23 protein-coding genes and 1 pseudogene are annotated in these 23,291 nt (G+C 73.2%); 15 read left to right on the forward strand and 9 right to left on the reverse strand.

Annotation, left to right across the window (positions count from 1 at the left end; all coding sequences use genetic code 11):
* The first annotated feature begins 131 nt into the window (after positions 1 to 131).
* Positions 132 to 674, forward strand: a complete 543-nt coding sequence (locus tag KCH_RS01655) for a GNAT family N-acetyltransferase (RefSeq protein ID WP_035858326.1) — start codon at positions 132 to 134, stop codon at positions 672 to 674.
* An 18-nt stretch (positions 675 to 692) separates the two neighbouring features.
* Here the strand turns inward: KCH_RS01655 and KCH_RS01660 are convergent, their stop codons facing one another.
* On the reverse strand, positions 693 to 1,304 hold the full coding sequence (locus KCH_RS01660) for a DUF4291 domain-containing protein (protein WP_084223105.1): 612 nt from the start codon (positions 1,302 to 1,304) through the stop codon (positions 693 to 695).
* 106 nt (positions 1,305 to 1,410) lie between these two features.
* Entirely contained in the window at positions 1,411 to 1,908 is a 498-nt protein-coding gene (locus KCH_RS01665) for a carboxymuconolactone decarboxylase family protein (RefSeq protein ID WP_035858329.1), read from the reverse strand.
* Positions 1,909 to 2,036: 128 nt separating this feature from the next.
* Here KCH_RS01665 and KCH_RS01670 point away from each other — a divergent pair, with 128 nt between their 5' ends.
* Positions 2,037 to 2,975, forward strand: a complete 939-nt coding sequence (locus KCH_RS01670; protein WP_051652624.1) for a pirin family protein — start codon at positions 2,037 to 2,039, stop codon at positions 2,973 to 2,975.
* Positions 2,976 to 3,477: 502 nt separating this feature from the next.
* A pseudogene (locus KCH_RS46985) lies at positions 3,478 to 3,825 on the forward strand (transposase); the annotation flags it as partial.
* A 20-nt stretch (positions 3,826 to 3,845) separates the two neighbouring features.
* Here KCH_RS46985 and KCH_RS42120 read toward each other — a convergent pair.
* Complete coding sequence (locus KCH_RS42120; protein WP_167573912.1) at positions 3,846 to 4,415, reverse strand: hypothetical protein; 570 nt, start codon at positions 4,413 to 4,415, stop codon at positions 3,846 to 3,848.
* Positions 4,416 to 5,130: 715 nt separating this feature from the next.
* On the opposite strand from KCH_RS42120, the gene KCH_RS40745 reads away from it, so the two are divergent.
* Positions 5,131 to 5,826 (forward strand): DUF6308 family protein, encoded by a 696-nt coding sequence (locus tag KCH_RS40745; RefSeq protein WP_157031832.1) that lies wholly within the window; start codon positions 5,131 to 5,133, stop codon positions 5,824 to 5,826.
* 564 nt (positions 5,827 to 6,390) lie between these two features.
* Complete coding sequence (locus tag KCH_RS01690) at positions 6,391 to 8,106, forward strand: APC family permease (protein WP_157031833.1); 1,716 nt, start codon at positions 6,391 to 6,393, stop codon at positions 8,104 to 8,106.
* On the opposite strand, the gene KCH_RS01695 is transcribed toward KCH_RS01690, so the two are convergent.
* The 6 genes from KCH_RS01695 to KCH_RS43740 all read right to left on the reverse strand — a co-directional run bounded on the left by KCH_RS01695 (position 8,095) and on the right by KCH_RS43740 (position 14,412).
* The gene (locus tag KCH_RS01695; protein WP_035858340.1) at positions 8,095 to 9,819 is read right to left on the reverse strand and encodes a hypothetical protein; all 1,725 of its coding nucleotides are present in this window, start codon (positions 9,817 to 9,819) and stop codon (positions 8,095 to 8,097) included. The two genes, KCH_RS01690 and KCH_RS01695, sit on opposite strands and share 12 nt — an antisense overlap.
* Positions 9,816 to 10,841 carry a caspase family protein gene (locus KCH_RS01700; RefSeq protein WP_035858342.1) on the reverse strand — a complete coding sequence of 342 codons (1,026 nt, stop codon included), beginning with the start codon at positions 10,839 to 10,841 and terminating at the stop codon, positions 9,816 to 9,818. Before KCH_RS01700 ends, KCH_RS01695 begins: the two co-directional genes overlap by 4 nt.
* Before the next feature lies 1 nt (position 10,842).
* Positions 10,843 to 11,154: a hypothetical protein gene (locus KCH_RS01705; protein WP_035858344.1), complete on the reverse strand. Its 312-nt coding sequence runs from the start codon at positions 11,152 to 11,154 to the stop codon at positions 10,843 to 10,845.
* Between the two features lie 511 nt (positions 11,155 to 11,665).
* Complete coding sequence (locus tag KCH_RS01710) at positions 11,666 to 12,175, reverse strand: hypothetical protein (protein WP_035858346.1); 510 nt, start codon at positions 12,173 to 12,175, stop codon at positions 11,666 to 11,668.
* Positions 12,176 to 12,467: 292 nt separating this feature from the next.
* Positions 12,468 to 12,605, reverse strand: a complete 138-nt coding sequence (locus KCH_RS40750; protein WP_157031834.1) for a hypothetical protein — start codon at positions 12,603 to 12,605, stop codon at positions 12,468 to 12,470.
* Between the two features lie 1,069 nt (positions 12,606 to 13,674).
* The gene (locus tag KCH_RS43740) at positions 13,675 to 14,412 is read right to left on the reverse strand and encodes a hypothetical protein (RefSeq protein WP_244305086.1); all 738 of its coding nucleotides are present in this window, start codon (positions 14,410 to 14,412) and stop codon (positions 13,675 to 13,677) included.
* 583 nt (positions 14,413 to 14,995) lie between these two features.
* Here KCH_RS43740 and KCH_RS01725 point away from each other — a divergent pair.
* From KCH_RS01725 to KCH_RS01770, 10 genes are all read left to right on the forward strand, one after another.
* A complete protein-coding gene (locus tag KCH_RS01725; protein ID WP_157031835.1) occupies positions 14,996 to 15,364 on the forward strand; it encodes a hypothetical protein in 369 nt (122 codons plus the stop codon).
* A gap of 306 nt (positions 15,365 to 15,670) precedes the next feature.
* Positions 15,671 to 16,039, forward strand: a complete 369-nt coding sequence (locus KCH_RS01730) for a peptidoglycan-binding domain-containing protein (RefSeq protein ID WP_051652626.1) — start codon at positions 15,671 to 15,673, stop codon at positions 16,037 to 16,039.
* A gap of 1,008 nt (positions 16,040 to 17,047) precedes the next feature.
* Positions 17,048 to 17,398 carry a cupin domain-containing protein gene (locus tag KCH_RS01735; protein WP_035858351.1) on the forward strand — a complete coding sequence of 117 codons (351 nt, stop codon included), beginning with the start codon at positions 17,048 to 17,050 and terminating at the stop codon, positions 17,396 to 17,398.
* A gap of 14 nt (positions 17,399 to 17,412) precedes the next feature.
* A complete protein-coding gene (locus KCH_RS01740; RefSeq protein ID WP_051652627.1) occupies positions 17,413 to 19,023 on the forward strand; it encodes a methionine--tRNA ligase in 1,611 nt (536 codons plus the stop codon).
* A gap of 13 nt (positions 19,024 to 19,036) precedes the next feature.
* A complete protein-coding gene (locus tag KCH_RS46390) occupies positions 19,037 to 19,600 on the forward strand; it encodes an NAD(P)/FAD-dependent oxidoreductase (protein ID WP_051652628.1) in 564 nt (187 codons plus the stop codon).
* Entirely contained in the window at positions 19,570 to 20,118 is a 549-nt protein-coding gene (locus KCH_RS46395; protein WP_167573949.1) for an FAD-dependent oxidoreductase, read from the forward strand. Before KCH_RS46390 ends, KCH_RS46395 begins: the two co-directional genes overlap by 31 nt.
* The gene (locus tag KCH_RS42130) at positions 20,046 to 21,176 is read left to right on the forward strand and encodes a hypothetical protein (RefSeq protein WP_167573951.1); all 1,131 of its coding nucleotides are present in this window, start codon (positions 20,046 to 20,048) and stop codon (positions 21,174 to 21,176) included. Before KCH_RS46395 ends, KCH_RS42130 begins: the two co-directional genes overlap by 73 nt.
* Positions 21,176 to 21,646, forward strand: a complete 471-nt coding sequence (locus tag KCH_RS01760; RefSeq protein WP_035858353.1) for a DUF4178 domain-containing protein — start codon at positions 21,176 to 21,178, stop codon at positions 21,644 to 21,646. The genes KCH_RS42130 and KCH_RS01760 overlap by 1 nt, the downstream gene beginning before the upstream one ends.
* A gap of 48 nt (positions 21,647 to 21,694) precedes the next feature.
* Entirely contained in the window at positions 21,695 to 22,507 is an 813-nt protein-coding gene (locus tag KCH_RS36635) for a class I SAM-dependent methyltransferase (protein WP_051652630.1), read from the forward strand.
* A 5-nt stretch (positions 22,508 to 22,512) separates the two neighbouring features.
* A complete protein-coding gene (locus KCH_RS01770) occupies positions 22,513 to 23,280 on the forward strand; it encodes an SIS domain-containing protein (protein WP_035858354.1) in 768 nt (255 codons plus the stop codon).
* The last annotated feature ends 11 nt before the right edge of the window (positions 23,281 to 23,291 follow it).

Consider the following 23,291-nt stretch of genomic DNA (forward strand, 5'->3'; position numbering starts at 1 on the left):
CCTCGTGCGCCGGGGGCGACCGGGCGGTGACGGGCGGTGCGGAGCGGCCGTCCGGCTCGACTGGGGCGGGTCGGGGGCGCACACTCCGGGGGAGGGAGACGTCCGCCAACCGAATGAGGGAGGATCCGCCCATGGGGATCAGCCTGACCACCGATCGGCTCCTCGTCCGCGAGTGGACACCCGACGACGCCGAGGACGCCCTGGCCGTGTACGGCTCCACGGACGTCGCCCGCTGGCTGACGCCCGCGATGACGCAGGTCGCCGACGTCGAGGCGATGCGCGCGCGGCTGCAGGCCTGGGCGCAGGAGCAGTCGGGGCTGCTGCCGCCGCGCGGGCGGTGGGCGGTGGAGCGCCGGGAGGACAAGAGGGTGGTCGGCGGGTTGGGCATCCGTCCGCTGCCGCCGCACGAGGAGGACTTGGAGATCACCTGGCAGCTCGCCCCGCACGCCTGGGGCCAGGGGTACGCGACGGAGGCGGGTCTCGCGCTGCTGCGCTGGGCGTTCACCCAGGACGTCGAGGAGATCTTCGCGGTGGCCCGGCCGAAGAACGACCGGGCGCACGCGGTGGCGAAGCGGCTCGGGATGCGCTGGGTCGGTGAGACCGCCAAGTACTACGACCTGAACCTTCAGGTGTACCGGATCCGCCCGGCCGACCTGCCCGAGGGCCGTGACTGACGACGCCCCGGGCCGGCGTCAGCTCCGGCAGAGCCGCGCGGCGAGGTCGGCGGGCAGCGGGTAGCGGCGCTCGTCCGGGAGCAGCCGGCGGGCCTGTTCGGCGCGGCCGGCCCGGACCAGTTCGGCGGCGCGCCGGATCTGCGGGGTGAGGTCGGTGAGCCCGACGATCCACTCCTCGGCGTACCGGCGGACGGTCTCCCGCCCCAGGCCGACCTGGATGCTGTAGTGGTTGAGCGCCGCCCCGCGCAGCGACCGCTCCGGGTCCCACTGGACGTGCACCTCGGCCGCGGCCAGCCGCTGCTGGTCGCCGGTGGTCAACTCGCCCGCGGCCAGTGCCTGTTCCCATCCGGCCCGGGTGATCCGGACCGCCAGGACGCGTTCCTGCCCGGCCTTGGCGCCCCAGTTGCTGCGGTGCAGCAGCCAGGGCAGCGAGGGCTTGATCCAGGTCATCCGCCGGAACGAGAACGGCGCGACGAACCTCCCCGCGCGCAGCGCGGCGTCGGCGATCGCCGGCGCGTACGCCTGGTAGACGACGATCGTGCTGTCGTCGAAGTCTGCGCGCACGGCGTACAGGTCGGACGCCCGCCCGGACGCGGCGGGCCCACGGGACGAGCTGCGCTGCTGAGCCATCCCCCGACCCTGCCATCGCCGCGCCCCCGCCGGCCACGCATTTTCGGCGGGGGCTGCCTCTCGGCCGACGCCAAGCGCGGGACGGCCCGAGGATGTTGACGCGGCGTCAGCCGGTGGTGGCGACGCGTGCGGGCCGGACGGGGTGCTTGCTCAGCACCGAGACGCGGTTGAAGGCGTTGATGGTGATCGCCACCCAGATCACGGCGGAGATCTGCTCGTCGCCGAACACCGTCCAGGCCTGCGCGTAGGCCGCCTCCTGGGCGGTGGCGTCGGCGGGGTGGGTGGTCGCCTCGGCCAGTGCCAGTGCGGCGCGCTCGCGCTCGTCGAACAGCGCGGTGTCGCGCCAGGCGCTCAGCACGCCGAGGCGCTGCACGCTCTCGCCGGCCTGCAGCGCGGCCTTGGTGTGCACGTCCAGGCAGTAGGCGCAGCCGTTGAGCTGCGAGACCCGCAGGTTGATCAGTTCGACCAGGCGACGGTCGAACCCGGCCTCGGCGGCCGCCTCACGGACCGTCTCGGCGGTGGACCGCATGGCCCGGAAGGCCTGCGGGTGCTGCTTGTCGATGTAGACCCGCTGGTCGGGCGCGGTGGTCGCCACCTCGGTCACCTGAACTCCTCCGGCTGCGCGCTGGTGTTTGTCGGACACTACCCTCCATAATAGTTGAAGATGAAACGATTGGCGGAACGAGCCGCACGGAACTCCGGGTTCCGGACGGCCCGGGAGGGAACGACACCATGAGCACCACCGAGAACGGGCCCCGCCCGCAGACCGCCCGCGTCTTCCCGCCGCGGGACGTCCCGCTCGGCGGCCCGCGCGCGATGACCGTCCGGCGCACCCTCCCCCAGCGCGAGCGCACCCTGATCGGCGCCTGGTGCTTCATCGACCACTACGGCCCCGACGACGTCGCCACCACCGGCGGCATGGACGTCGCCCCGCACCCGCACATCGGCCTGCAGACCGTCAGCTGGCTGTTCAGCGGCGAGATCGAGCACCGCGACAGCCTCGGCGTGCACGCCTTCGTCCGCCCCGGCGAGCTCAACCTCATGACGGCCGGTCGGGGCATCGCCCACTCCGAGACCTCCACCGCCGCCACCACCGTCCTGCACGGCGTCCAGCTCTGGGTCGCCCTGCCCGACGAGCACCGGCACACCGGGCGCGACTTCCACCACCACGTCCCCAGCCCCGTCGCCCTCGACGGCGCCGAAGCCCGCGTCTTCCTCGGCACCCTGGCCGGCGACACCTCGCCGGTCCCCACCTTCACCCCCCTCCTGGGCGCCGAACTCACCCTCGACCCGGGCGCCACCCTCACCCTCGACGTCGACCCCGCCTTCGAACACGGCCTCCTCGTCGACCAGGGCGACATCACCTTCGCCGGCACCCCGCTCCACCCCGCCGACCTCGGCTACCTCGCGCCCGGCCCCACCACCCTCACCCTCACCAACCCCTCCCCCACCCCCGCCCGCCTCGTCCTCCTCGGCGGCACCCCCTTCGACGAGCCCATCGTCATGTGGTGGAACTTCATCGGCCGCACCGCCGAGGAGGTCGTCCAGGCCCGCGAGGAGTGGCAGCAGGCCTCCACCCGCTTCGGCGAGGTCCATGGCTACCCGGGCGACCGCCTGCCCGCCCCGGAGCTCCCGAACGTGGCCCTCAAGGCGCGCGGAAACCGTCTCTGACCTGCAAGACGCACCTCTCGGGGGTCGCGGGAAACGACCCGCCAAGGCATCCCGCGACCGCCTTCGACTACAGGCGAGGCACAGGCGAACGTCGCCGACCAAGCTCCTGGCCGCCCGTCTCGGACACCTCGCCGATTCCCATCTGCGGGCAGGTCCCGCATGCTGTGGGTGGATGAGTGCTGACCTTTTGCTGACTTTCCTGAAAGCGGCTCGGTCAGCCGGCGAGTCCGGCGAACTCCAACTGCTGGCGGAGGCCGCCACCGCCCTGTGCTCCTGGGACGAGACCTACGACCAGTGGACTCCGCAAGCCGCCACCCAGCGGTGGCTTCGCGTCCTGCGAGGTCCAGCTGCAGCGGAGGTGGCCGACGTGCTGCGCCGCTTTCCGGAATCGGCCCGCCACTACCGGGACCTGACGGAAGAAGCAGGTGTCGACCTGGCGATCGCCGCCGCCATGGTGTGGGCGCGGCAGAAACCGTCCGGCAGGGCTCGGCCGCCTGTTGGGGTGAGTGAACGCAGGCCCTACCCGACCGACTTGTCGGACGGGCAGTGGTCGTTGATCGAACCGGTGCTGGCGGCGTGGAAGGGCTGGCAGCGGTCAGTGGGTGGCCATCAGAGCGCTTACGCGATGCGGGAGTTCGTGAACTCGATCCTCTACCGGGGCAGGACCGACCGGGTCGCCCATGAACTCCTGCGCTGCTGGGTCCGCGAGCGGGCCCGCCGATTGGAGGACCCGACGGTGGTGGTGCTGGACACGCGGAGCGTCCACGCGGCCGCAGGGGTCCCTTCCTCCACGACCGGCCGGGGCGCGGCGGCATTGGTGCCGGACCGCAAGCGGGCCTTGGCCGTGGACGGCCATGGTCGACCAGGGCTTCAAGAAGCAGGGCATAGCGCACGGCAGGCGTGTGGGCATCGAACGGCCGGTGAAGCGAGTCGGCCATGGGCGCCAAGGACGACCTCGGCCCGGAGACGCTCGCGGGTGTCGGTGCCGCGCCTGCGGACGGCGGGGGCGAGGTCGGGATGGACGGTGGTGGTGTACCGCCCGCGCTGGAGTTGCTTGTCGGCCGTGGCCACGGCGTCGAGTCCTTCGTCGAGTTGGGCAGGAGAGAGGTAGACGTCGAGGTCGGGGCGGTAGCGCCAGCCGGGTCGGGTGAGGAACGCGCCGGGGTCGATCGGCAGGCCGTCGGTGACTGCGGCGGCGATCCCCAGATCGGTGTGCCGGCCGAACGCGACGTCAGGTTCCCCGGGTCGCAGCGCGGTGCCGGGGACGTCGAACGGCGATTCGGTGGCGACGCGGTGGCCCATCGTGCGCAGGGCCCGCACGGCGGAGCGAGTACGTTCCTCGCCGTCGCGCCCGGGATCGGAGAGGCGGAAGAACCCGGGTAGCTCGGTCGGCAGGAAGCCGACGGAGGGCAGCAGGGCGTCCGCCACCGGTCCCGTCATCCGCCCGCCGTGCGAGGCGTAGACGTCGGGGCGTCTGTGGTGGCGGAGGATCGTGACGTCGATGGTGTCGCCGTCGCCGATCGGGCCGGAGGTGTGGGTGGGAGCGGCGTTCGTCGGTGGGCCTCGGCCCGGGTTCGGGGCCGCTGGGCCGAGTCGGGGTCAGCGGCGGGGCGGTGGCGGCTGGGTGCCGCTCTGGTCCGGGCAGTTGGTTGACGGAGTGGGCGGGCGGGGAGAGTTCGGAGACGGGCCGGTTGGACGGGCTTGGGCCGCGTCGAGACGCGTCTGGTCGGGTTCGGACGCATGGGTGAGCGAGGGGGCCGTCCTGTTCGGCGACGGGACGGCGGTGAGCGCGGCGGCCTGCTGGGCGGCAGCGAGGACGAGTCCGGTGGGGAGGAGGGAATCGAACACCGCTGCTCATCTGTCCTGTTGCTGATCGCTGCTGGTTCGGCCGGTCGGCCTCCACTGCCGTGGCAGCGCCGGCGTGCCGGGCGTGCCGGGCGTGCCGGGCGGGCCGGGCGGGCCGGGATCGATCGAAGGGGACGAGGTCGGCACGGCGCCGCCCGTCGGAGCGCAGCGGGTCAACTGTTCACGGAGATGATCGACTTCGGGCTCGCGCTCAGGGCCGACAGATAGAATCGGTTGAAGCCCGCCACGGCGCCGGTACCAGGACCGAACCCGGTCACAAGGCGGCAGCCGACCAACCATCAGGTGATCCATGGCCAGCATCGCGGCGCTCCAGAACTGCGCCGAACGCCATCTGCACCACTACGTCGATCCATCGGGCCCGCGAGCGTTCCGGGTCTACGATCATCAGGGAAGCCCGGATCGGCTGGAACCACTCGACTGCCTCGCCCCGGCTCTGCTCAGCGTCCCCCTCGGCTACCGCCACGTCATTCCGCTGTTCCAGCCCGACGGCCCCGGCACACTCCTGCGGCACGCCATGCAAGCGGTCCTGGATGACGGCCGGTGCGCGACAGCCGATTTCCTCGACGTCGCGCTCGACGATCCTCAGGGGCCCTGGCAACTCGTCGATCAGGCGCTGGTCGCGAGCGGCGACGTCACGGGTGTCAAGGCAGTGGCGGTGACCAAGATCCTCCACCGCAAGCGTCCCCGCCTCGTGCCGATCTTCGACCAGGCCGTCTACCGCTTCTACACGGGACAGACGCCGCCCTCCGGTGCCTACCAGGACACGCCACGCAAGCTGTGGCCGCTGTACCAGACCGACCTGCGCACGCACCGCGAGTGGCTGACCGCACTGGCCTCGCCCGTGGTGACCCCGGACGGCAGACCGCTCAGCCTGCTCCGTGCAGCGGACATCGTCATCTGGGAACACCAGGTCACCGGCTGCGCGACCACTCTCGCCCCGGAGGGCAGCGTGCCCGTGTCAGGACAGGCTCCGATGGCCGGCTGAGCGTCTGGCCGTCGCTGGGCACCGCCGGTACGAAGCTCCCGACTGGCTCCTTCCTCCGATTCCTCCGGTGCACAGCAGGCGCGACGGCGAGCGACACGTCCACGGGAGCAGGGGGCCGTCACACGCGGTCTCCGTGTTCGGAACCCCGTGCGGGGAACGAAGTTGGTCGATCGGCCGATCTGGTGTCTCCGCTCGTGCGAGAGTCGGGCACCAGGCCGAGGACGCGGACCACGAGGCGAGCGACTTCGAGATCCGTCCCGCCCTCGAGGAGGCAGTTCCCGTGCGTGGAGCAGCCGGTTCGACGTCGTCGGCCGGGGTGCGGGCGAACGGACCGTCGTCGCCCGGGTCGCGGAACAGAGTCTTGGAAGCGCTCCGTGCACCCGGACCTCATCCTCCACGACCAGTGGCCGACGGCGAGCCGCCCGGAGACCGGCACCGGCTACTGACCGGATCCGCGTTGCGGTAGCGATTTCCTGACGGACCATCACCCGGATCGTGTCGTGTTCTGTACGCTTTTCATGCTGGGCGTGGGGGCGCCAGCACCGTGAACGTCGGGGGGCCCAAGTGAGCGTCCAGGAGACGCGGCGCGGCAGCGGACAGGCGGTGCGGATCGAGGACGAGGACGAACAACGCCGGTTGCCTGTCCACCATCTCGTCGGTCTGGCGGCCGGGGGTGTCTTCGGGTCGGGCTGGCTGGTGGGCGCGCAGAAGGCGTACGAGCAGGCCGGTTCCAGCGCCTGGCTGGCTTGGCTGGTCGGCGGCGGGCTGATGCTGGTGGTGGCCTGGGTCATGGTCGAACTGAGCAGTGCCGCACCCAAGACCGGCGGGCTGATCTTCCTGCCTTTGCAGAGCAGTGGACCGCTGGTGGCGACCGTGATCGCCGCCGGGCTGTGGATCTTCTACGCGATCAACTCGGCCAGCGAGGCCCTGGCGATGACCCAGGGCCTGTCCTGGAAGGTCTCCGGGCTGCTCGTCGACCACCGGCTCACCCTCGTGGGCTGGGGGTACACGTTGGTCTTCATGATGCTGATCTGCGCGGTCAACCTGATTGCACCGCGGCTCCTGTTCCGCTTCTCGACCGCCCTGACCCTGGCGAAGGTCGCCGTCCCCGTCCTGGCCGTCGTGCTGCTGCTCACCCACGGCGTGCAGCCCGGCATCCTGCCGTCGGCCGCCGATCCCCGCGGGCACGGCGGCAGTGCCGTGCTGGCCGCCGTGGTGAACAGCGGCGTGATATACGCCTACGTGGGGTTCCAGGCGCCACTGGAACTCGCCGGGAACGTCAAGCGGCGCGGGATCGGCGAGGCGGCCCGGCTGCGCTGGGCGGTCTTCGGGACGATAGTCGGCTCGACCGCCCTGTACATCGCGCTGCAGGTGGTCTTCGACCGGTTCCAGACGCACTGGCAGCCGCTGGGATTCCCGTCGCGCCAGGCCGTGGACGGGCCCGAATCGCCCTTCGTCGACTTCGCGTTCGCCGCCGACCTGAACGTTCTGGGGTGGCTGCTCAGGATCGACGCCGTGGCCTCGCCGTTCGGCGCCGGCGTCGTCTTCGGACAGGCCGTGACCCGCGAGGTCGCCGCGCTCAGCCGGGCCCACCTCACGCACCGGGGCCTGCAGAGCGCCCGCAGGGCCTCGCTGCGGCAGCGTTACGACGTCTACTGGCTGATCCTGCTGGCCGACTTCTTCATCGGGGCGATCGTGCTGTGGCTGGCCGGCGGGAGCTGGGCCCCGCTGACCGCCGTCACCGGGGTCCTGACGCTGATCATCTACGCCTTCCCCGGGGTGGTCCTGGTCTCGCTGCGGAGCAAGCTGGGCCGGCACTCTTCGCGGCGGCGCACCGTCCACGAGGGGCTGGCCCGGGTGAGTTTCACGCTGATCGCGCTGATCCTCTACGGCGCGGGTTGGGCAAGCATGTGGCGCGCCATGGCCTCGCTCGCCGGCGGCAGTGCCCTGCTGCTGGTACTCCCCGTCCTCTCGCGCCGGCTCCCGTTCCTCGGACGGATCTACGACGCCAAGGAGCACGTCACGCTCCTGCGCCACTGGCGCACCAGCGCGGCGGCCCGGGCGGCGATCTGGCTGACCGCCTACCTGGCCGCGCTGATGCTGCTGACGCTGCTGGGCAACTCCTCGGTCGGGACGCACCAGGAGTTCGCGGTGGGCGTGCTGGTGGCCGCCCTGGCGCTCGGCGCCTTCGAGATCCTGGTCAGGACCTCGCGCCAGCACGTGGGGCAGGAGGCCCCGCTGCTGCCGACGCCGACGCCCGCCCCCAACCTAACGAAGTGAGCGGACGACTTCCGCCGCCTCCGCGTCGTAGCCGTTCTCCCGCAGCAACTCGACCGCGTTCTCCCGGGCGTGGGTGTCGGCCCAGCGGCCCACCGTGGCGCGCAGCAGGAAGAGCCTGCGGTCGGCCGGCAGCGTGCTGTCCGGCTCGCGCAGCCGGGCGACGACGGCCGCCACGTCCTGGTGGCTGATGCGCTGCTCGTTCTCCAGGCAGCGCTCCAGCAGGTCCCAGCCGTCGCGCTCCGCGTCCCGGGCGTAGAGGCGGACCGCGATCTCCGCAATGACCTGCGCCGACCCCTCGGGCCAGCTGCCTGGGTCGGAGGGGTCCGCCAACTCCTTGAGGGCGAGGAAGACCGCGTCCGAGCGCCCGTCGACGCGCAGCCGCGTGACGTAGTCGACGAACAGTCCGGGGTCGGCGCCGTTGCCGAGCACGTGCGCGGTGAGCTTGCGCGCGGTCCTGCGCGCCACCCGGTAACGGTCGCTGGTGCGCTCGACCCGGCCGAGCAGCTCGGCCAGTTCGATCCCGGAGCGGCCCTCGACCTGTTCGGCCGCCGCGATCCACAGCAGTCGCCGGCACTCCGCCTCTGCGTTGAAGTTCGCCAGCACCTTGTCCAGGTCGGCCACCCTCGACCGCGGCCGGGGTCCGGCGGCCCCGCCGACCCCGACGGCGACGACGTCGGCGAGGAGGTCCTTGGTGGTCCGGGTGAGTATCTGGGAGCGGTGCCAGGCGATGACGAGCTCGGCAAGCTCGTCGTTGCTGCTCCGCGCCGCGGCGTGCCGTCGGATCTCGTCGCACTTCTCGGGCCGCGTGGTCGCCAACTGGCCGCAGATCTCGACGATGTCGTGCCGGGACAACCGGGCACCGACGTGTTCGACCAGGGTGTCGGGGTTGCCGGTCTCGCTGGCGATCAGCCGGGCGACGATCCGCCTGGTCGTGATCACCTGATCCGGGTCGGCCAGTTGGGCATCGACCCAGTTCTCCAGGATCTGCTCGGCCGGGCTGAGCTGGTAGAGCGCCCCGACCAGGTCGTGGAACTCGGCCGGGTCGGTGTCCGCCGCCTGCGTCGAACCGTGCCGGTCGATCGCGGACAAGGTCTGCAGGAGCAGCTTGGTGGCCTCCGGGTTGCAGCCCTGGTCGCGGAGCAGGATGTAGAGCAGCGCCTTGTCGAGATTGGTCCGTCCGGAGCTCGGCCGGGTGAAGACGCGCAGCGTCTTGTCCACCGGTCCCTGCGCCCGCCGGCACTCCCGGACGAAGACGGCGACGTCCGGCGCGGTCCGCTGGCAGGCGACGTCGTGCACGATGCCGTCGGTCAGCGGTGTGCCCCGCCCCGCTGCGCCGCGCCCCTCGGCCTCCCACTGCTTGCACGCGAGCTCCGCCGCCTGTTCGGCGCTGCGGCACAGGGCCGCGGTCGCCAGCATGTTGACGGAGTCCCAGTAGTTGAGGCGGTTCCGCGCGGGGAGGGCCGGGCTGGACGCGGGCATCGACGTCGAGGCCGCCGTGAGCAGATCGTCGATCGAGCGACTGACGGCGAACACGTGCAGCAGGCGGATCGCGGTGGCGGGCTGCGCCCCGTCGTCGTTGGCCGTACCCAGCCGGATGGCCTGCATGCGGCGCACGAAGCTCTCGATCGAGCAGGTGGTCACCCACCCGTAGCCGAGGGCCGAGGGGCGCTCCGGGCCGCCCCCGACGGCCTCGCCCGGCAGGCTGCCGCTCATGCGCGCGGCGCCCGCTCCACCCGGTTCCAGTACCGGGCGAAGGTCTCGGGCTCCTGGAACCGCGTGTTCGCCTTCTCGTCGAGGTGGCGCGCGAGGGACTGGCTGGCGTCGTCGGGCCGCCTGCTCAGCGTGCCGACGATGTCCCCGACCATCCGCTCGTCCCCGAACAGCACGTCGAGCAAGTAGTCCTGATCGATCATCAGGTGCCTGATCCAGTCCTCGGCGCTGACCGGCACCTGGCTCTGGTCCCGCAGCCGGCGCTCCATCCGGTTGGTGAACAGCGGGGTGCCGTCCCGGGCGTCGTTGAGCAGCATGCCCGGCACCTGGTGCGCGCAGCCCTCCATCTCCCGCCGCACCGCCTCGCGCAACAGGCCGATGGTCAGCCGGTCCTTGTGGTCCTTGGTGCCGCCCTGCAGGACGCGCAGCAGGTGTCCGCTGAACGGTGTGCACCGGTCCAGCGGCGCGGGCAGGCTCGAACAGCCCTCGGCGTCGGCGGCCCTGACGTTCCTGACGGCCGTGAAGACGCAGCTGCCCTCGTCCCGCCGGCCCAGCACCCCGGGCAGGACCATCGCCTCGTCCCCTCCGCTCAGGATCGGCAGCATGTTGGAGTAGCAGCAGTCGGCTATCAGGACCTTCAGCCGTGCCTTGGCCTTGCGCATGGCGCGGTAGAGGTACCAGCTGGAGAGCCAGGTCCACGGCTTGTCCTTGTACGAGGACCCCACCGCGAGGTGGACCTGACCGCCCGGCACGTCGCTCCAGTACTGGCCGTGGCCGACGTAGACCACCAGCAGGACGTCCTCGGGCCCGGTCGCGTCCGCGGCCCCCTGCAACGCCCGCATGACGTCGTCCGCGGTCCGCGCCTGCTCGCCGACCAGGACGCGGTAGCTCTCCGGACCCCACATCGCGTCGCCGGACAGGGCGTGCCCGTACATCAGGGCGCTCGCGCGGATCGTGGGATGGCCCGGCAGGCCCGAGTCCTCGGCGTACTCGCCCGGTCCGATCACCAGCGCCCGGGAGGCCATCTCAGCCGTCCTGCTCCTGCGCACCCGTCGCCTCGTCGTCGGGCAGGGCCTGCGCGTCGACCACGGCCTCCGGCCGGTCGAGCCGCTCCTCGCGCCAGCGCTCGACGACCTGTTTCACCCGCTCCAGCACCGCCTCGTAGGCCAGCTCGGTCGTCTTGCTCGCCACGGCCACCAGCAGGATCTCCACCAGGCCACCGCTGAGGACCTTGCCCTCGTCGACCGGCTCCTCGCGCCAGCCGAGGCCCGTCTGCGCGGCCAGCTCCTCCAGCAGCCGGGACGCGTCGTCCAGCCCCAGGGCCCCCTTGAGCGACACCGAAATCCTGGTCCCCACGCCCGCCCCCAGCCTGCTGCCGCCGACCCTTGCTCCCAGCGTACCCGGCCCAACGGCCGGACACCCGAGAGTCGCTGATGAACAGTCAGTCGAACTCGGCGACCGACGAGGAGACTCGCTGCCCATGGTCTTCCCTTCGTCCGGCGGCCGCTGCTCCTACGATCACCGGACCGAACCGGGCCCCGGCCGGACACGGCCGGCAAGGCTCCCGGTCAGGGACCTTCGGACCCTGCTGCGGCTTCGCCGGGCAGCCCGGGCCGGCGTCCAGCACCTCGGCTGTCCGCTCGCCGTGCCGGGCCGCGCACCGCCCGGTCAGAGCGCCGGTGAGCGGGGTGCACCCGATCCGCCGCCGCACCTACGTCCACACGAGCCGGCGGACGAGCTTCAGGACCTACGCCCTGCCGGTGCGCGCCTGCCGAGCTCCGCCCGATCCTCGCCGTCCGGGTGCACCATCGGCGTACCCCGGGGATCCGGCCGAGGGCCGGCCCGCTGTTCAGCGGCCCGCCGGAACCCGCCGGCGCAGCTTCGCGGCCTCGGCCTTCCAGGGCCGGCCCTCGTCCTCGCGGCCGGCCTTGCGGGCGAGGGCGGCGAGGGCCAGTCGCGGACGCCAGGTGGACCGGCTCAGGTCCTCGATCGCCACCGGGTGCGCGCGTTCGCCGAGTTCGACCGCGGCGCGGAAGGGCTGCTCCGCGCCCGCCGGGTCTCCGCTGTGCACCAGGAGCCCGTCCCGCAGGCACCAGGCGTCCGCGAACGCCTCGGCGCGTTCGATGGCGTCGCCGACGTGGCGGCGGGCCTCGTCGAGGTTGTTGCGGCCGGCCACCGCCGCACAGGCGAGGCAGTAGGGGACGATCGGCCGGTTGGGGTCGTCGGCCGGAGCGATCCACGCCCCGTGCTCGGCGGTCAGCGTCACCGCCGCCCAGTCGTGCAGCGAGCAGGGGGCGTGGAAGAGCGAGAAGCGGTAGTCGAGCCGGTCGGGCTCGTCGGCGAGCGCGACCTCGACCACCGCGGTCCGCCGTCCGGGAACTGGAGGAACTGGTCGCCGGCCGCTGGGACGGCAGCGCCCCCGAGGTCGCTCTCACCGCGGCCGACCTGACGGAGCCGGCGGCCCGCCGGCTGCGCCCCGCCGAACACGCCCTGCTGGCCTCGCCCGACGTCTTCCTGATGCCGGGTCAGGACGGCGAGCCCGACGTGGTGCCGGGCGAGGTCCACTTCGGCCTTCAGCTCTTCGGCAGCCTCCTGTGCTTCGTGGAGCGGACGGGCGACGCCGTGGCCACCGCCCGGGCCTGGACGGAGCGTCACGATCCGCGCGCGGGCCGGGTGATGAACGTGTCGATGAAGGAGCGGTTTCGCAGAGCATCGTCGTGCCCGGCGCCGAAGCGATCGGCCAGGACCCGGGGCCGCAGGCCGCGCTCGCCCGGGACGTGCAGGACCACCTTCGGGAATGGGCGCGCCGGGAGCTGCTGCCGATTGCGGATGCAGCAGGCCGAGCGGGCCGCGGTGCGCTGCGGCGACGCCGTCTGCACCCTGGCCCGGGACGCGGGCGGCCCGGTGCTGCGCGCCGCAGAGCGGCCGCCTGGCCGGTGCCTATCCTGTCGGGCGTCCCGAGGAGACCGTCGCCGTCCGCGGGTGGGTGCAGCCCGGAGGAAGCTCATCGAGGTTCACCGCCACCCAGTAGGTGTCCGGCGTGGTTGGGCACGGCAGCGGAGTCGGCCGGGTCATCGCACAGCCGAAGGCTGCTTCCCGGCCGAGCCTGCGGTACTCCCACCAATCGGTCGGGCAGCGGAACACCGAGCCCGTAGGCGTCGGTTCGGGCTGGATACTCGTGCACGGGCCGGTCGGGTAGTTGGAGTTGTCGCATGTGTACGCGCCGGGCGGTGTGCACAGGGCAAGCAGCGCCATCCCACCGAACAGCAGCACGAGCATGGTCACTCCCGCCCAGAAGCCCTGCGGGCCCAACTTTCGGCCCGGACCTTCCCCGTACATCTCGTCCCCCGTCCGCCGGACCCCACGCCTCCTGGAGGAAGTACCCGCCTCGCACCTGCCGCACCCCCTCCTCCGCTGGGCCGACGAGAGCGCCACCGCCGCCCGGGCGACCGCGAGCAGGCCGCCCACGCCGTCGGCAAGGCCGCCCCGGCCGCCCGCAACACCCGGGCCCGCCGCCGCACTCGCAGGCCTCGCCGCCGCAACCGGCGCTCTGCCCCGCCGAGGCCGCCCACGACCTCGAAGCGCTCCTCGAACTGGCCGAGCACGCGGCCACGGGCCGCTGACGCCCCGGCGAGCCGGTCCGATCGGAGCACCGACGCCCGAGCCGCAGTCGCCGCCACCGCGATGGCCGAGGTCGGCCAGCGCCGGACCCCGATGGTCACCGACGACGAGGAGCCGCGCGAGGCAACCTGGCGCGCGCGGGGTGCTGAACGCCGAGGACGCCCTCAAGGCCACCCACGCAGAGTTCCGGGTCGTCGACCTCGAAGCCCGGATCGCAGCTCCGCCGACTGATCCGCGCTACGCGGGGCGGAGTACCGGGTCGATCTCGGCCAGGACGTCGTGCAGCTGACGGGCCCCCGGGGCAACGCGGTCGTCAGTGTCCCGCAAGATCTCCTCGCACAGCTGCATCGCTCTGTCTCGGTCCGCGGAGAAGATGCTGAACACATCGACGATCGCGGTGTGGATCCAATCGCTGTGGTTCGGGTTGGCGACTGCCATCGCGGAGGCGACGACCGTCAGCCCGATCCTGTCCTTTCGCCGAAGCACGGCTTCTGCCGTCACCCGGGTGACGAAGGTGTCGCCCGGGTCGAGCACGAGCTCCAGCAGTGGCCCATGGGCCTCCGGCATGTCGGCGAAGGCCGCCAGGCCACGACCGGCATCAGCGCGGTCACGGTAGTCCTGGCTTCGTCCGAGCTCGCGGAGCGCCACGAAAGCAGCGTGCCGTGGGTCGCTGTCCCCTTTCAGCAGACCGCGCAGTCGCCTGACCTCGGCGATCAGGCGAGGCATGTCCTGTCGCGCGGAAGCGATGAAATCGAGGTCGGCATCCAGTTGCGAGTCCGGACTCACCTGGACCTGCTCTCCGTTGATGAACCGACTGAGATGGATCTCGTCGTCATCCACAGCAGTGGCCGGGGCGATCCGGATGCAGCTCGCCCTGCCGGTCGCACCGCGGGTCTCCAGCACAGGAATCCACGCACCCGCGGATGCGGCCTCGATGCGGTCCGCCATGGAATCGAGCTCTTCTTCAGTCGGCATGACGCGATCATCCGCGCCGACCGGGCAGACCGTCCACGGGATACCCAGCAAGCCAGGCCTGCACCGGTGTCCGGGCTCCTGGTCGATGCCGCTGCCGGTGGTCGGTTCTCCACGGCAGGTGCTCGGGGGCGGGGTGTGCGGGGTTTCCCGCAGCGACCGGCTCGTTGACCGGCGGTGGCCCTGCGACGGTGTCGCAGCGGCCCGCTAGAGTCCGCTGCGCCGTGTGCGGAGGCCCGGCGGGGGGGAACGTCCGGGCCGACGCGGGCTGCAGAGCCGGCGTGCCGTGCCCGGGTCGTCCGTCCGCGTCGGCTGCTCCGCTTCGACGAAGTCGACGGTGCCGGCGGCGTCGTCGCCGGCGGGCACCCGCAACGCCGGTGCCCGGCAGGGGTGGACCATCGGAGAGGAACGAACGGTCGTGTTCGAGGAGTGTCCGCAGTGTGGGGAGACAGGCAGCACCCTCAGGGCGCGCCGGGCGTACGAGGGTGACCCGCCCGCCTTCGAGGTGGCCCCGCCGCCCCCGCCTCCGGTGACCCGGGTCGCCACGTCCGAGCCCCGCTGGAACCTCCGTACCCGGACTGCGGCGTTGATCGTCGGCGGTTACCTGGCAGCTGGCCTGGTGGCGGTCCTGGCCGCCGACGCTGCCGGGCTGAGCGCGGCAGCCGTCCTGTCCGGGTTGCCGGTGCCCGGCGTCGTCGTCCTGGTGGTTCTCTGGCTGGCCCGCGGCCGGGCTCCGCTTCCCGCCGCCGACGCCGAGCAGGTGTCCTTTCACAACGCCATCTGGACCCGGCGGATGCAGGTGTGGGAGCACGCCTGGTTCTGCTCGGCCTGCCGGGTGGCGTTCTGGCCCGCCGGGGCGTTGAAGGCCGGTTTTCCCGCATCGCCCGCCGTGCCCGCCCACGAGATCCCGCTGACGATCGCCACGATGGCCGAGAGGGCGTACGGGCAGGCCTGACGGGGGCGGGACGGGCGGAGGCCGGCAGGCCCGGATCAACCGGGTGCCTGGGTCGAGGCGGCGGTGATGCCGGTCCGGGCGACGGCCTTGTCGAGCGGGTGGGGGCCGTCGGGTGCCGGTACCGTCCTCGGGCCACGGGTAGAGATCGACGGGCGTGAGCCGGTCCGCCTGGACGTCGCCGACGCCTGCCTCTCCGGCCGGACGGCGCGAGCGCTGCGCCCCGCCCCCCTTGCCGGACTTCGTGCGCGTCCGGGTGCTCTGGCGCGCCCTGCCGCCGCGGCTGGTCGCGTGGGTAGGTTCGCGCGTATGAAGCTCACCCTCCTCGCGGCCACCGCGGTCGCGGCGGCCGTTCTCCCTGCCGGTGCCGCAGTCGCTGCTCCCGCCGCGCCCCTCACCACCCGGGCGCCGGCCTCGACGCCGGGCCAGTGCCAGGACCACCTGGACGGCGGGATCTACTGCGGCTACGACCGCAGCAACGCCTACACCGAGCGCGGCGATGGCGGCGCGAGGGTGAAGGAACTCCAGTCGCTGCTGAACTACCACGGCTACCCGGTAGGGGTGGACGGATACTTCGGAGCTTCCACCGAGGAGGCCGTGAAGCGCTACCAGCGCAACGAGCACCTCACCGCGGACGGCAAGGTGGGCCAGGACACGTGGGGGTCCCTGCGCGTCTGACCCTCCGTCAAGGGCCCCGCACCGACAGGACGGACCGGGACAGCACGGTGGCCATTGATTCGGTGCACGGGTGGACACGGTCACCGCCACGGTCGAACGAGAGCCCCCGGCGAGGAGGCCCGGCCGAACCGGTGGCGCGGCCCCGACAGCGAACAGTCCCCGCGCTTCGCAGGACGGTCCGTCCGTAGCATCGGCCCACGGCCAGGACGCCGAGGCCGGGGACCAACTGCCCGGTGTGCGGGCTCGATCGGGGATACGAGCGCCGGGGTTCCGAGGGCTTGCCGCCCTCCTTCGGCATGTGCGCCCGCTGGTCCAGTTGAATTCGGCCACGAGGACGCCACGGACGCGATCGTGAGAGCCGCGCGGGAGCCCTGGAGCGGAGCCGGCTGTCCACCACCGCGAACAGCCCCAGGGCCGGGCTCTCCCCCGTGCAACTGGAGCACGCCGTGAGGCTGTCGCAGTAGGAGTGGACGCGGCCTCGGGATCCGCGTGACGGGAGCGGCCGATCGGTGCCGCACCCGCGGAATTCGATGCCGCCGGCGCCAGTGCCCGGACGGGTCCTGTGGTCGTCCGCCCCGCGCGAGCGAGGCCGGCTCGACGGAGCTCCCACCCGCCGGCCCCGGCCTTGGCCGGCTCGCTCCCGAACACTCGCCCTGCCGGCCGGCGAGCCGCGGCCCCGGTTCCGGACTGCGGCCCGCCTCGCCGTCATTCGGTGCGCGCCTCCGCCGGTCACTTCGGCGATGCCGGGGTGGGCCGGATACCAGAAATGCCCGCCCGCGCCGCGGAATTCACGCATCCCAACGGGGGCAGTGTGCGGGTGCTGTCAGTCCGGAACTGACAGGTTGCCAACCACTTCTGCGGGTCAACGGCCGCACTGATGACAACTCTTGACAGTGCTTCAGAGCCAAGACGATGATCACACCGCCAACCATCGACGACGAACGGGGTTGACGGGGAAACGCGCCTGAGCCGCCTTGCCTCGCATTCCTCGGGGGAAGGTGTGGGTCCTTGCTGATCCGTCCGATGACCGAGCACGAACTGACCGACGCGTACGGCATCCGCTACCAGCAGCTCTACCCGCACGGCGGGGAGGACCTGGCCCCCTGGGGGTTCGGCAGGGCCGTGGTCGAGCCCGGCGGGGCGACCGAGCCGCACCAGCACGAGGAGAACGAGGTCTTCGTCTTCCTGGAGGGCCGCGGCGAGATCACCATCGGCGAGGAGCGCGCGCCCGTCCACCCCGACCTGTCCGTGTTCATCCCCGGCGGCAGCCGCCACCACGTGACGAACGCCAGCAGCGACCAGCGGCTGGTCTTCCTCACCATCTACTGGCCGGAGAGCCACGGACCCGTCAGCCTCTGAGGAGCCCACTCGCGATGCCCGTGTTCAGCGTAGTCACCGCCGCACCGCCGACCCCGAACGGCGACCTCCACCTGGGGCACCTGGCCGGCCCGTACTCCGGGGCCGACGTCTACACCCGCGCCTGCCACCTGCGCGGCGAGGGCGCCCTGTACGCCACCGGCTCGGACGTCCACCAGAGTTACGTCCCGGCCAAAGCCCGCACGCTCGGCCAGGAACCCCTGGCGATGGCCCAGGGCTTCGCCGACGAGATCGCCGCCATCTTCGACTCGATCGGCTTCGCCGTCGACTCCTACGTCCGCCCCCAGCACTCGACGGGCCATCAGGAGGCCGTCCGCGACTTCGTGCTCGCGCTGGACCGGCAGGGCCGGCTGGAGCGCCGCACCGAGGACTGCCTGTACTGCGAGGGCTGCGAGCGCTACCTCTTCGAGGCGTACGTCCGGGGCGGCTGCCCGCACTGCGGCGTGGTCACGGACGGCAGCTCCTGCGAGGTCTGCGCCTGGCCCAACGTCTGCACCGACCTGGCCGACCCGCGCTGCACCGGCTGCGACGGGGTCCCCGTGCTGCGCTCCTACCAGCGCCTGGTCTTCCCGCTCGGCCGGTACACCGAGCGGCTCGCCGAGTACCACCGCCGGACGGTGATGAGCCCGCGGCTCCGCGCCTTCTGCCTGGAGCTGACCGAGGCCGGGCTCCCGGACATCCCGCTCAGCCACCCCACCGGCTGGGGTCTGCCGGTGCCGGTCGCGGGCTTCGAGGACCAGCGGGTCTACGTCTGGGCCGAGATGGCCCCGGGCTACCTCAACGCGGTGGCCGAGGCGCTCGGCCGCCGGGGCGACGCCGCCGACCTGCGGCAGGTGTGGGACGGCGCCGAGATCGTGCAGTTCTTCGGCTTCGACAACGGCTACTTCCACGCCGCGCTGATCCCCGCCCTGCTGATGGCCTACGACGAGGGGCTGCGGCTGCCGGACGCGCTGCTGACCAACGAGTTCTACGAGCTCGACGCGGCGAAGTTCTCCACCAGCCGCCGGCACGCGATCTGGGCGACCGACCTGCTGGCCCACGTGCCGGCCGACACCGTGCGCTTCGTGCTGGCCCTGGACCGGCCCGAGGACGAGCGGACCGACTTCACCTGGCAGCGCTTCCACGCCCTCGCGGACGGCGAGTTGGCCGGGCGCTGGCAGCCCTGGCTGGCCTCGGTGCTCGACCGCCTGGCGGCCGGCGCCGCCACCGGGCTCACCGGCCTGGGCGACGGGCACCGCGCGCAGCTGGCCGAGCTGGCCCGCCTCGCCGCCCGCGGCCACGGCGCCTACCTGGCCGGGAGCTTCTCGCCGCGCACCGCCGCCCGGACGCTCTGCGACCTGGTCGGCAGCACCGCCGAGTTCGCGGCCGCGCACCCCGAGGACGCCGCGACGCTCGCGGTGGAGGCGGCGGCCGCGCAGCTGCTCGCCCAGCTCGCCCACCCCGTCATGCCGGAGTTCGCCGAGCGGCTCTGGCGGGCGCTGGGGCACACCGGGCCGGTCCGCTGGACGGGCCTGCGCCCGCTGGCGGCCGAGGGCGCGGCACAGGCCGGGACCACCTTCTTCCTCCCGCAGCCCGCCGATCTGGAGGCCAAGGTGATGGACCGGTGAGCGGCCGGCTCCGTTGAGCACCGCGCTGGTCGTCGGGGCGGGGGTGGTCGGCCTCTCGGTCGCCCGTGAACTCGCCCTCCGCGGCCACCGGGTGACCATTGCCGACCCCAACCGGCCCGGCGAGCAGGGCCCTTCCGCGGCCGAGTCCCGCATTCTGCGCTGCGCCTACGGGGCGCGGAGCTGGTACGCGGAGCTCACTTGGCGGTCGCTCGGCCGCTGGCGGGAGCTGGAGCGCGAGAGCGGACAGCAACTGCTGGTCCCGTCCGGCGTGCTGAGCTTCGCCTCGCGGGGGACGGCCACCGGCTGGGAGGAGCGGTCGCTGGCCGCGCTGCGCCGCCTCGGCGTCCCGGCCGAGCGGCTGTCGCCCCGGGAGGTGGCCCGGCGCTTCCCCGCCGTGGGCACCGAGGGCCTGGAGTTCGCGCTGTACGAGCCCGAGGCCGGCGTGCTGCGCGCCCGCCCGGCCGTCCGGGCGCTGGCGGCCTCCTGCCGGGTGCTCGGCTGCGCGTTCGTGCGCGGCGAGGCCCGGCCGGCCGGGCCGGGGTGCGGGTGGACGACGCCGAGCACCGGGCCGACCTGACGGTCTGGGCGGTCGGCGCCGCCCTGCCCGGGATCTTCCCGGAGCTGGCCTGCGGGCGGCCGGCGGGCCAGGTGAGCTACTACCTGGATTCGCCCGCGCTGCCCTGCGGACCCGGGGCGCCGGCCTGGCTCGACCTGGGCCGTGCCATGTACGGCATCGGGGCGTTGAGCGGCGCCGGGGTCAAGGTCGTCCCCGACGTCGAGGCGCCGCCCGGTGTGCCGCCCGCCTCGCCGCCCGAACTGCCGGGCGCCGCCCGCGCCTACCTGCGGCAGCGGTTCCCGGCGCTGGCCGGGGCGCCGGTGCTCGCCGCCGAGACCTGCACCTACACGACCACCGAGAACGAGGAGTTCGTCCTGGGGCGGCACCCGGCCGCCCCGACCGTCTGGCTGGTCGGGGGCGACTCCGGCCACGGCTTCAAGAACGCGCCCGCATGGGGGAGTTACGTATGCGACGTACTGGAGGGCAAGACCTCGCCGCACCCGCGGTGGCGGCTGCGGCCGAGAGCGACGACCCGCTGACGGCGGCGCTGGACCGGCTCGTCCCGGATGCTCCGGGGCATGGCTTCGGGGCCGACATCGACGAGGCGCACACCGTGCTGCTGTCGGCGGCGGCCTCCCGGGAGGAGAAGGAGGCGGCGCTACGCCGCTGGTTCGGCGGCCACCAGCCGTGCGTCTTCGCCAAGGTGGCCGCCCGGCCGGACGCGGACCCGGCGCTCGACATCTGCTGGGTGGACGAGGAGGATCTGGCACGCGGCGCCGAGCACGTCGAGAAGCTGCTCCAACAGGCCCGCGAACGCTGGAAGTTGCGTGCCCTGGCGGGCCGCACCAGCAGTCTGCAGGTGATGTTCAACAGCGCCCGGCTGGCGCACGCCCGCCCCGGGCCCGAACTGCTGGAGGTTTTCCGGCTGCTGGTCGGGCTGTACCTGCCGGAGTGGGCGCCGATCGCGGCCGACACCATCTGCCTGGACGGCGTGCCACTGCGCCGGCCCGACGGGCGTCTGGAGCTCTTCGCGGCCAGCATGACGGTGTTCTTCACCGGCGCCCACCTCACCCGGGCGCACGACCACCGGGTGCCGGGCGGCATGCTGCTCAACGTCAACGCCGTGGGCCACCACACCCAGGCCGCGCACGACGCCGGCCGGTTCCGCACCCATGCCGAGGCCGTCCGCAACTCCCATGGCACGGCGCTGCGTTCGGTCGGCAACGGCGGCATCGGGCATCCGACCGGCCACAGCAGCACCTGGCACCTGGGCGGCGACCGCCCGACCGGCTACGGCCTGCGCCGGCCACCCCGGCCGGGCCATCTGCCGGCCGACGCCGACCCCGAGCGGTACGGCTCGCTCTACCACATCGACGTCACCGTCTCCTCGTACTACGCCGACCCGACCCCCTTCCCGCCGCCCGCCGCGGGGCCGGCTCCGGACGAATGGACCATGATGCTGGACTACTTCACCGCCGAGGAGAGCCCGGCCTACCACAACGCCGCGCTGATGACCGGGCTGCCCATCGGCCCGGAGCAGCTGCACGACGCGCCCTGGCGGCCGGAGCCCCGGCCGAACAGCCGGCGGGAGTTCTGATGGCCGGGCTGATGGACCTGCGCCCGGGCGCCACCCTGCCGGGCGGGGCGACCGTCCTGGGCGCCGTCCAGGTCCGCAGCGCCACCCAGCGCTGGGCGGAGTACCTGCTGACCGGCGGAACCGGCGGCGCGACGCTCTGGCTGGCGGTCGAGTCCCTGCCGGACGGCACCGAGCGCAGCTCGTACTGGCACCGCAGCACCGCCCGGGCGGCCGGCTTCGACCCCGATCTCCCCACCCTGGACGGCCAGTTGCTCGTCGTGGTCGAGCGCGGCGACGGCGAGTACCGGGCCGTCGGCGAGTTCGGCGGCCTGCCCGGCCTGCGCGCGGGCACCGGCCGGCTGCACTACGTCGACTACACCGGTCCCGGGCTCCGGGCCAGCCTGGAGCACTTCCGCCCGACGGACCACGACGGCCTCGACGGCTTCGACTCCCCCGGCCTCCTCGGCGTCGAGGCCCGGCCGCCCGCCTGACCCCCTCCCCCGCACCGACACCCTCACCACAGAACGGACCAGATACCCGTGGCCGACCGTCCCACCGAGTGGTGGAGCACCTTCTTCACCGACGTCTACACCGGCTCCGACCTGGAGCTCCGCGACGCGGCCACCGCCGAGGCGATGGTGCGCTGCGTCACCGGCGCGCTCGACCTGAAGCCCGGCGCCGCCCTGCTCGACCTGGCCTGCGGCACCGGCCGCCACAGCGTGCCGCTCGGCGCGGCGGGCTTCCGGGTCACCGGCGTGGACCTGATGGAGCCCTACCTCGAACAGGGCCGCGAGCGGGCCGAGCGCGCCGGGCAGCGGGTCTCCTTCGTGCAGGCCGACATGCGCGACCTGAGCGCCCTCCCCGAGGGCTCCTTCGACGCGGTGGTGAGCCTGCACACCAGCTTCGGCTTCTTCGACACCGAGGAGGAGAACCTCGCCGTCCTGCGCGAGGTCCGCGACCGGCTGACCCCGGGCGGCCGGCTGCTGATCGACGTGATGAACCGGGACTGGTTCCTCACCCAGAGCGGCGAGTCCTTCGGCACCGCGCCGGAGGAGTTCGTGGTCCGCAACTTCGACTCCAGCACCGGGACGACGTACCTGTACGAGGAGCGGTTCGACGCGCTGACCAGCCGGATCACCTGGAACATCCAGGCCTTCGACCCCGCCTCGGGTACCGTCGGCCGCAGCGTCACCGCCGACTACCGCGTGTACAGCGCCCACGAGCTCACCGCCCTGCTCACCCGCGCCGGCCTGAGCCCGGACGGGCTGCACGGGGACTACGACCTCAGCCCGTTCCACATCCACTCGCCGCACCTGATCTGCACGGCCGCCCGCCCGGCCGGAGAGGAGTGACCCCCATGCCTCGCACCTTCCAGGAGACCGCCCTCCACCGCATGATCCACGCCCAGGCGGAGGCCGTCGACCGCCTGGCCGAGGCCGACCTCGCACCGGTCGCCGAGCGGCTGGCCGGCGCCCGCCGGGTGCTGCTGCTCGGCACCGGCACCAGCCAGCACGCCGCCGAGCTCGGCGCCATGATGCTCGGCCACGCCGGGGTGGACGCCCGCTGGTCCTCCGCCGCCCAGTTCGCCCGCTGGGGCGCGCCGCTGCGCCCCGACGACGCCGTCGTGGTGATCACCCACACCGCCGAGACGGCCTACGCGCTGCGCTGCCGCGAGCAGGCGCTCGCCGCGGGCGTGCCCGCGGTCTCGATCACCGGCGTCGGCACCGCCGACTGGCCGGAGGCGGTCGAGACGGTGGCCAAGGAGCAGTCCGAGACCTACACCGTCAGCTACACCGCCGCCCTCACCGTGCTCGCCGGGCTCGCCCACCGCCTGGGCGCCGCGGACTACGGCCCCGAGCAGCTGCACCGGACCGCCGAGGCGATCCGCGAGGCCGGGCGGGATCCGGGCCTGGACGCCGTCGCCCTGCCCGCCCGGGCGCTGGCCGTGATCGGCGCCGGGCCCTGGGGCGTCACCGCCCGGGAGGGCGCGCTGAAGGTCCGCGAGGCCGCCCGCATCCTCGCCGAGGGCTACGAGTCGGAGCTCTACCTGCACGGCTCGGCCGTGCCGTTCGGGGCCGCCGACGGCCTGCTGCTGCTGGAGCCCGGGCCGACCAGGACGGCCTGACCGCCGCCCTC

This window comes from Kitasatospora cheerisanensis KCTC 2395 (assembly GCF_000696185.1).
GTDB classification, from domain to species: domain Bacteria; phylum Actinomycetota; class Actinomycetes; order Streptomycetales; family Streptomycetaceae; genus Kitasatospora; species Kitasatospora cheerisanensis.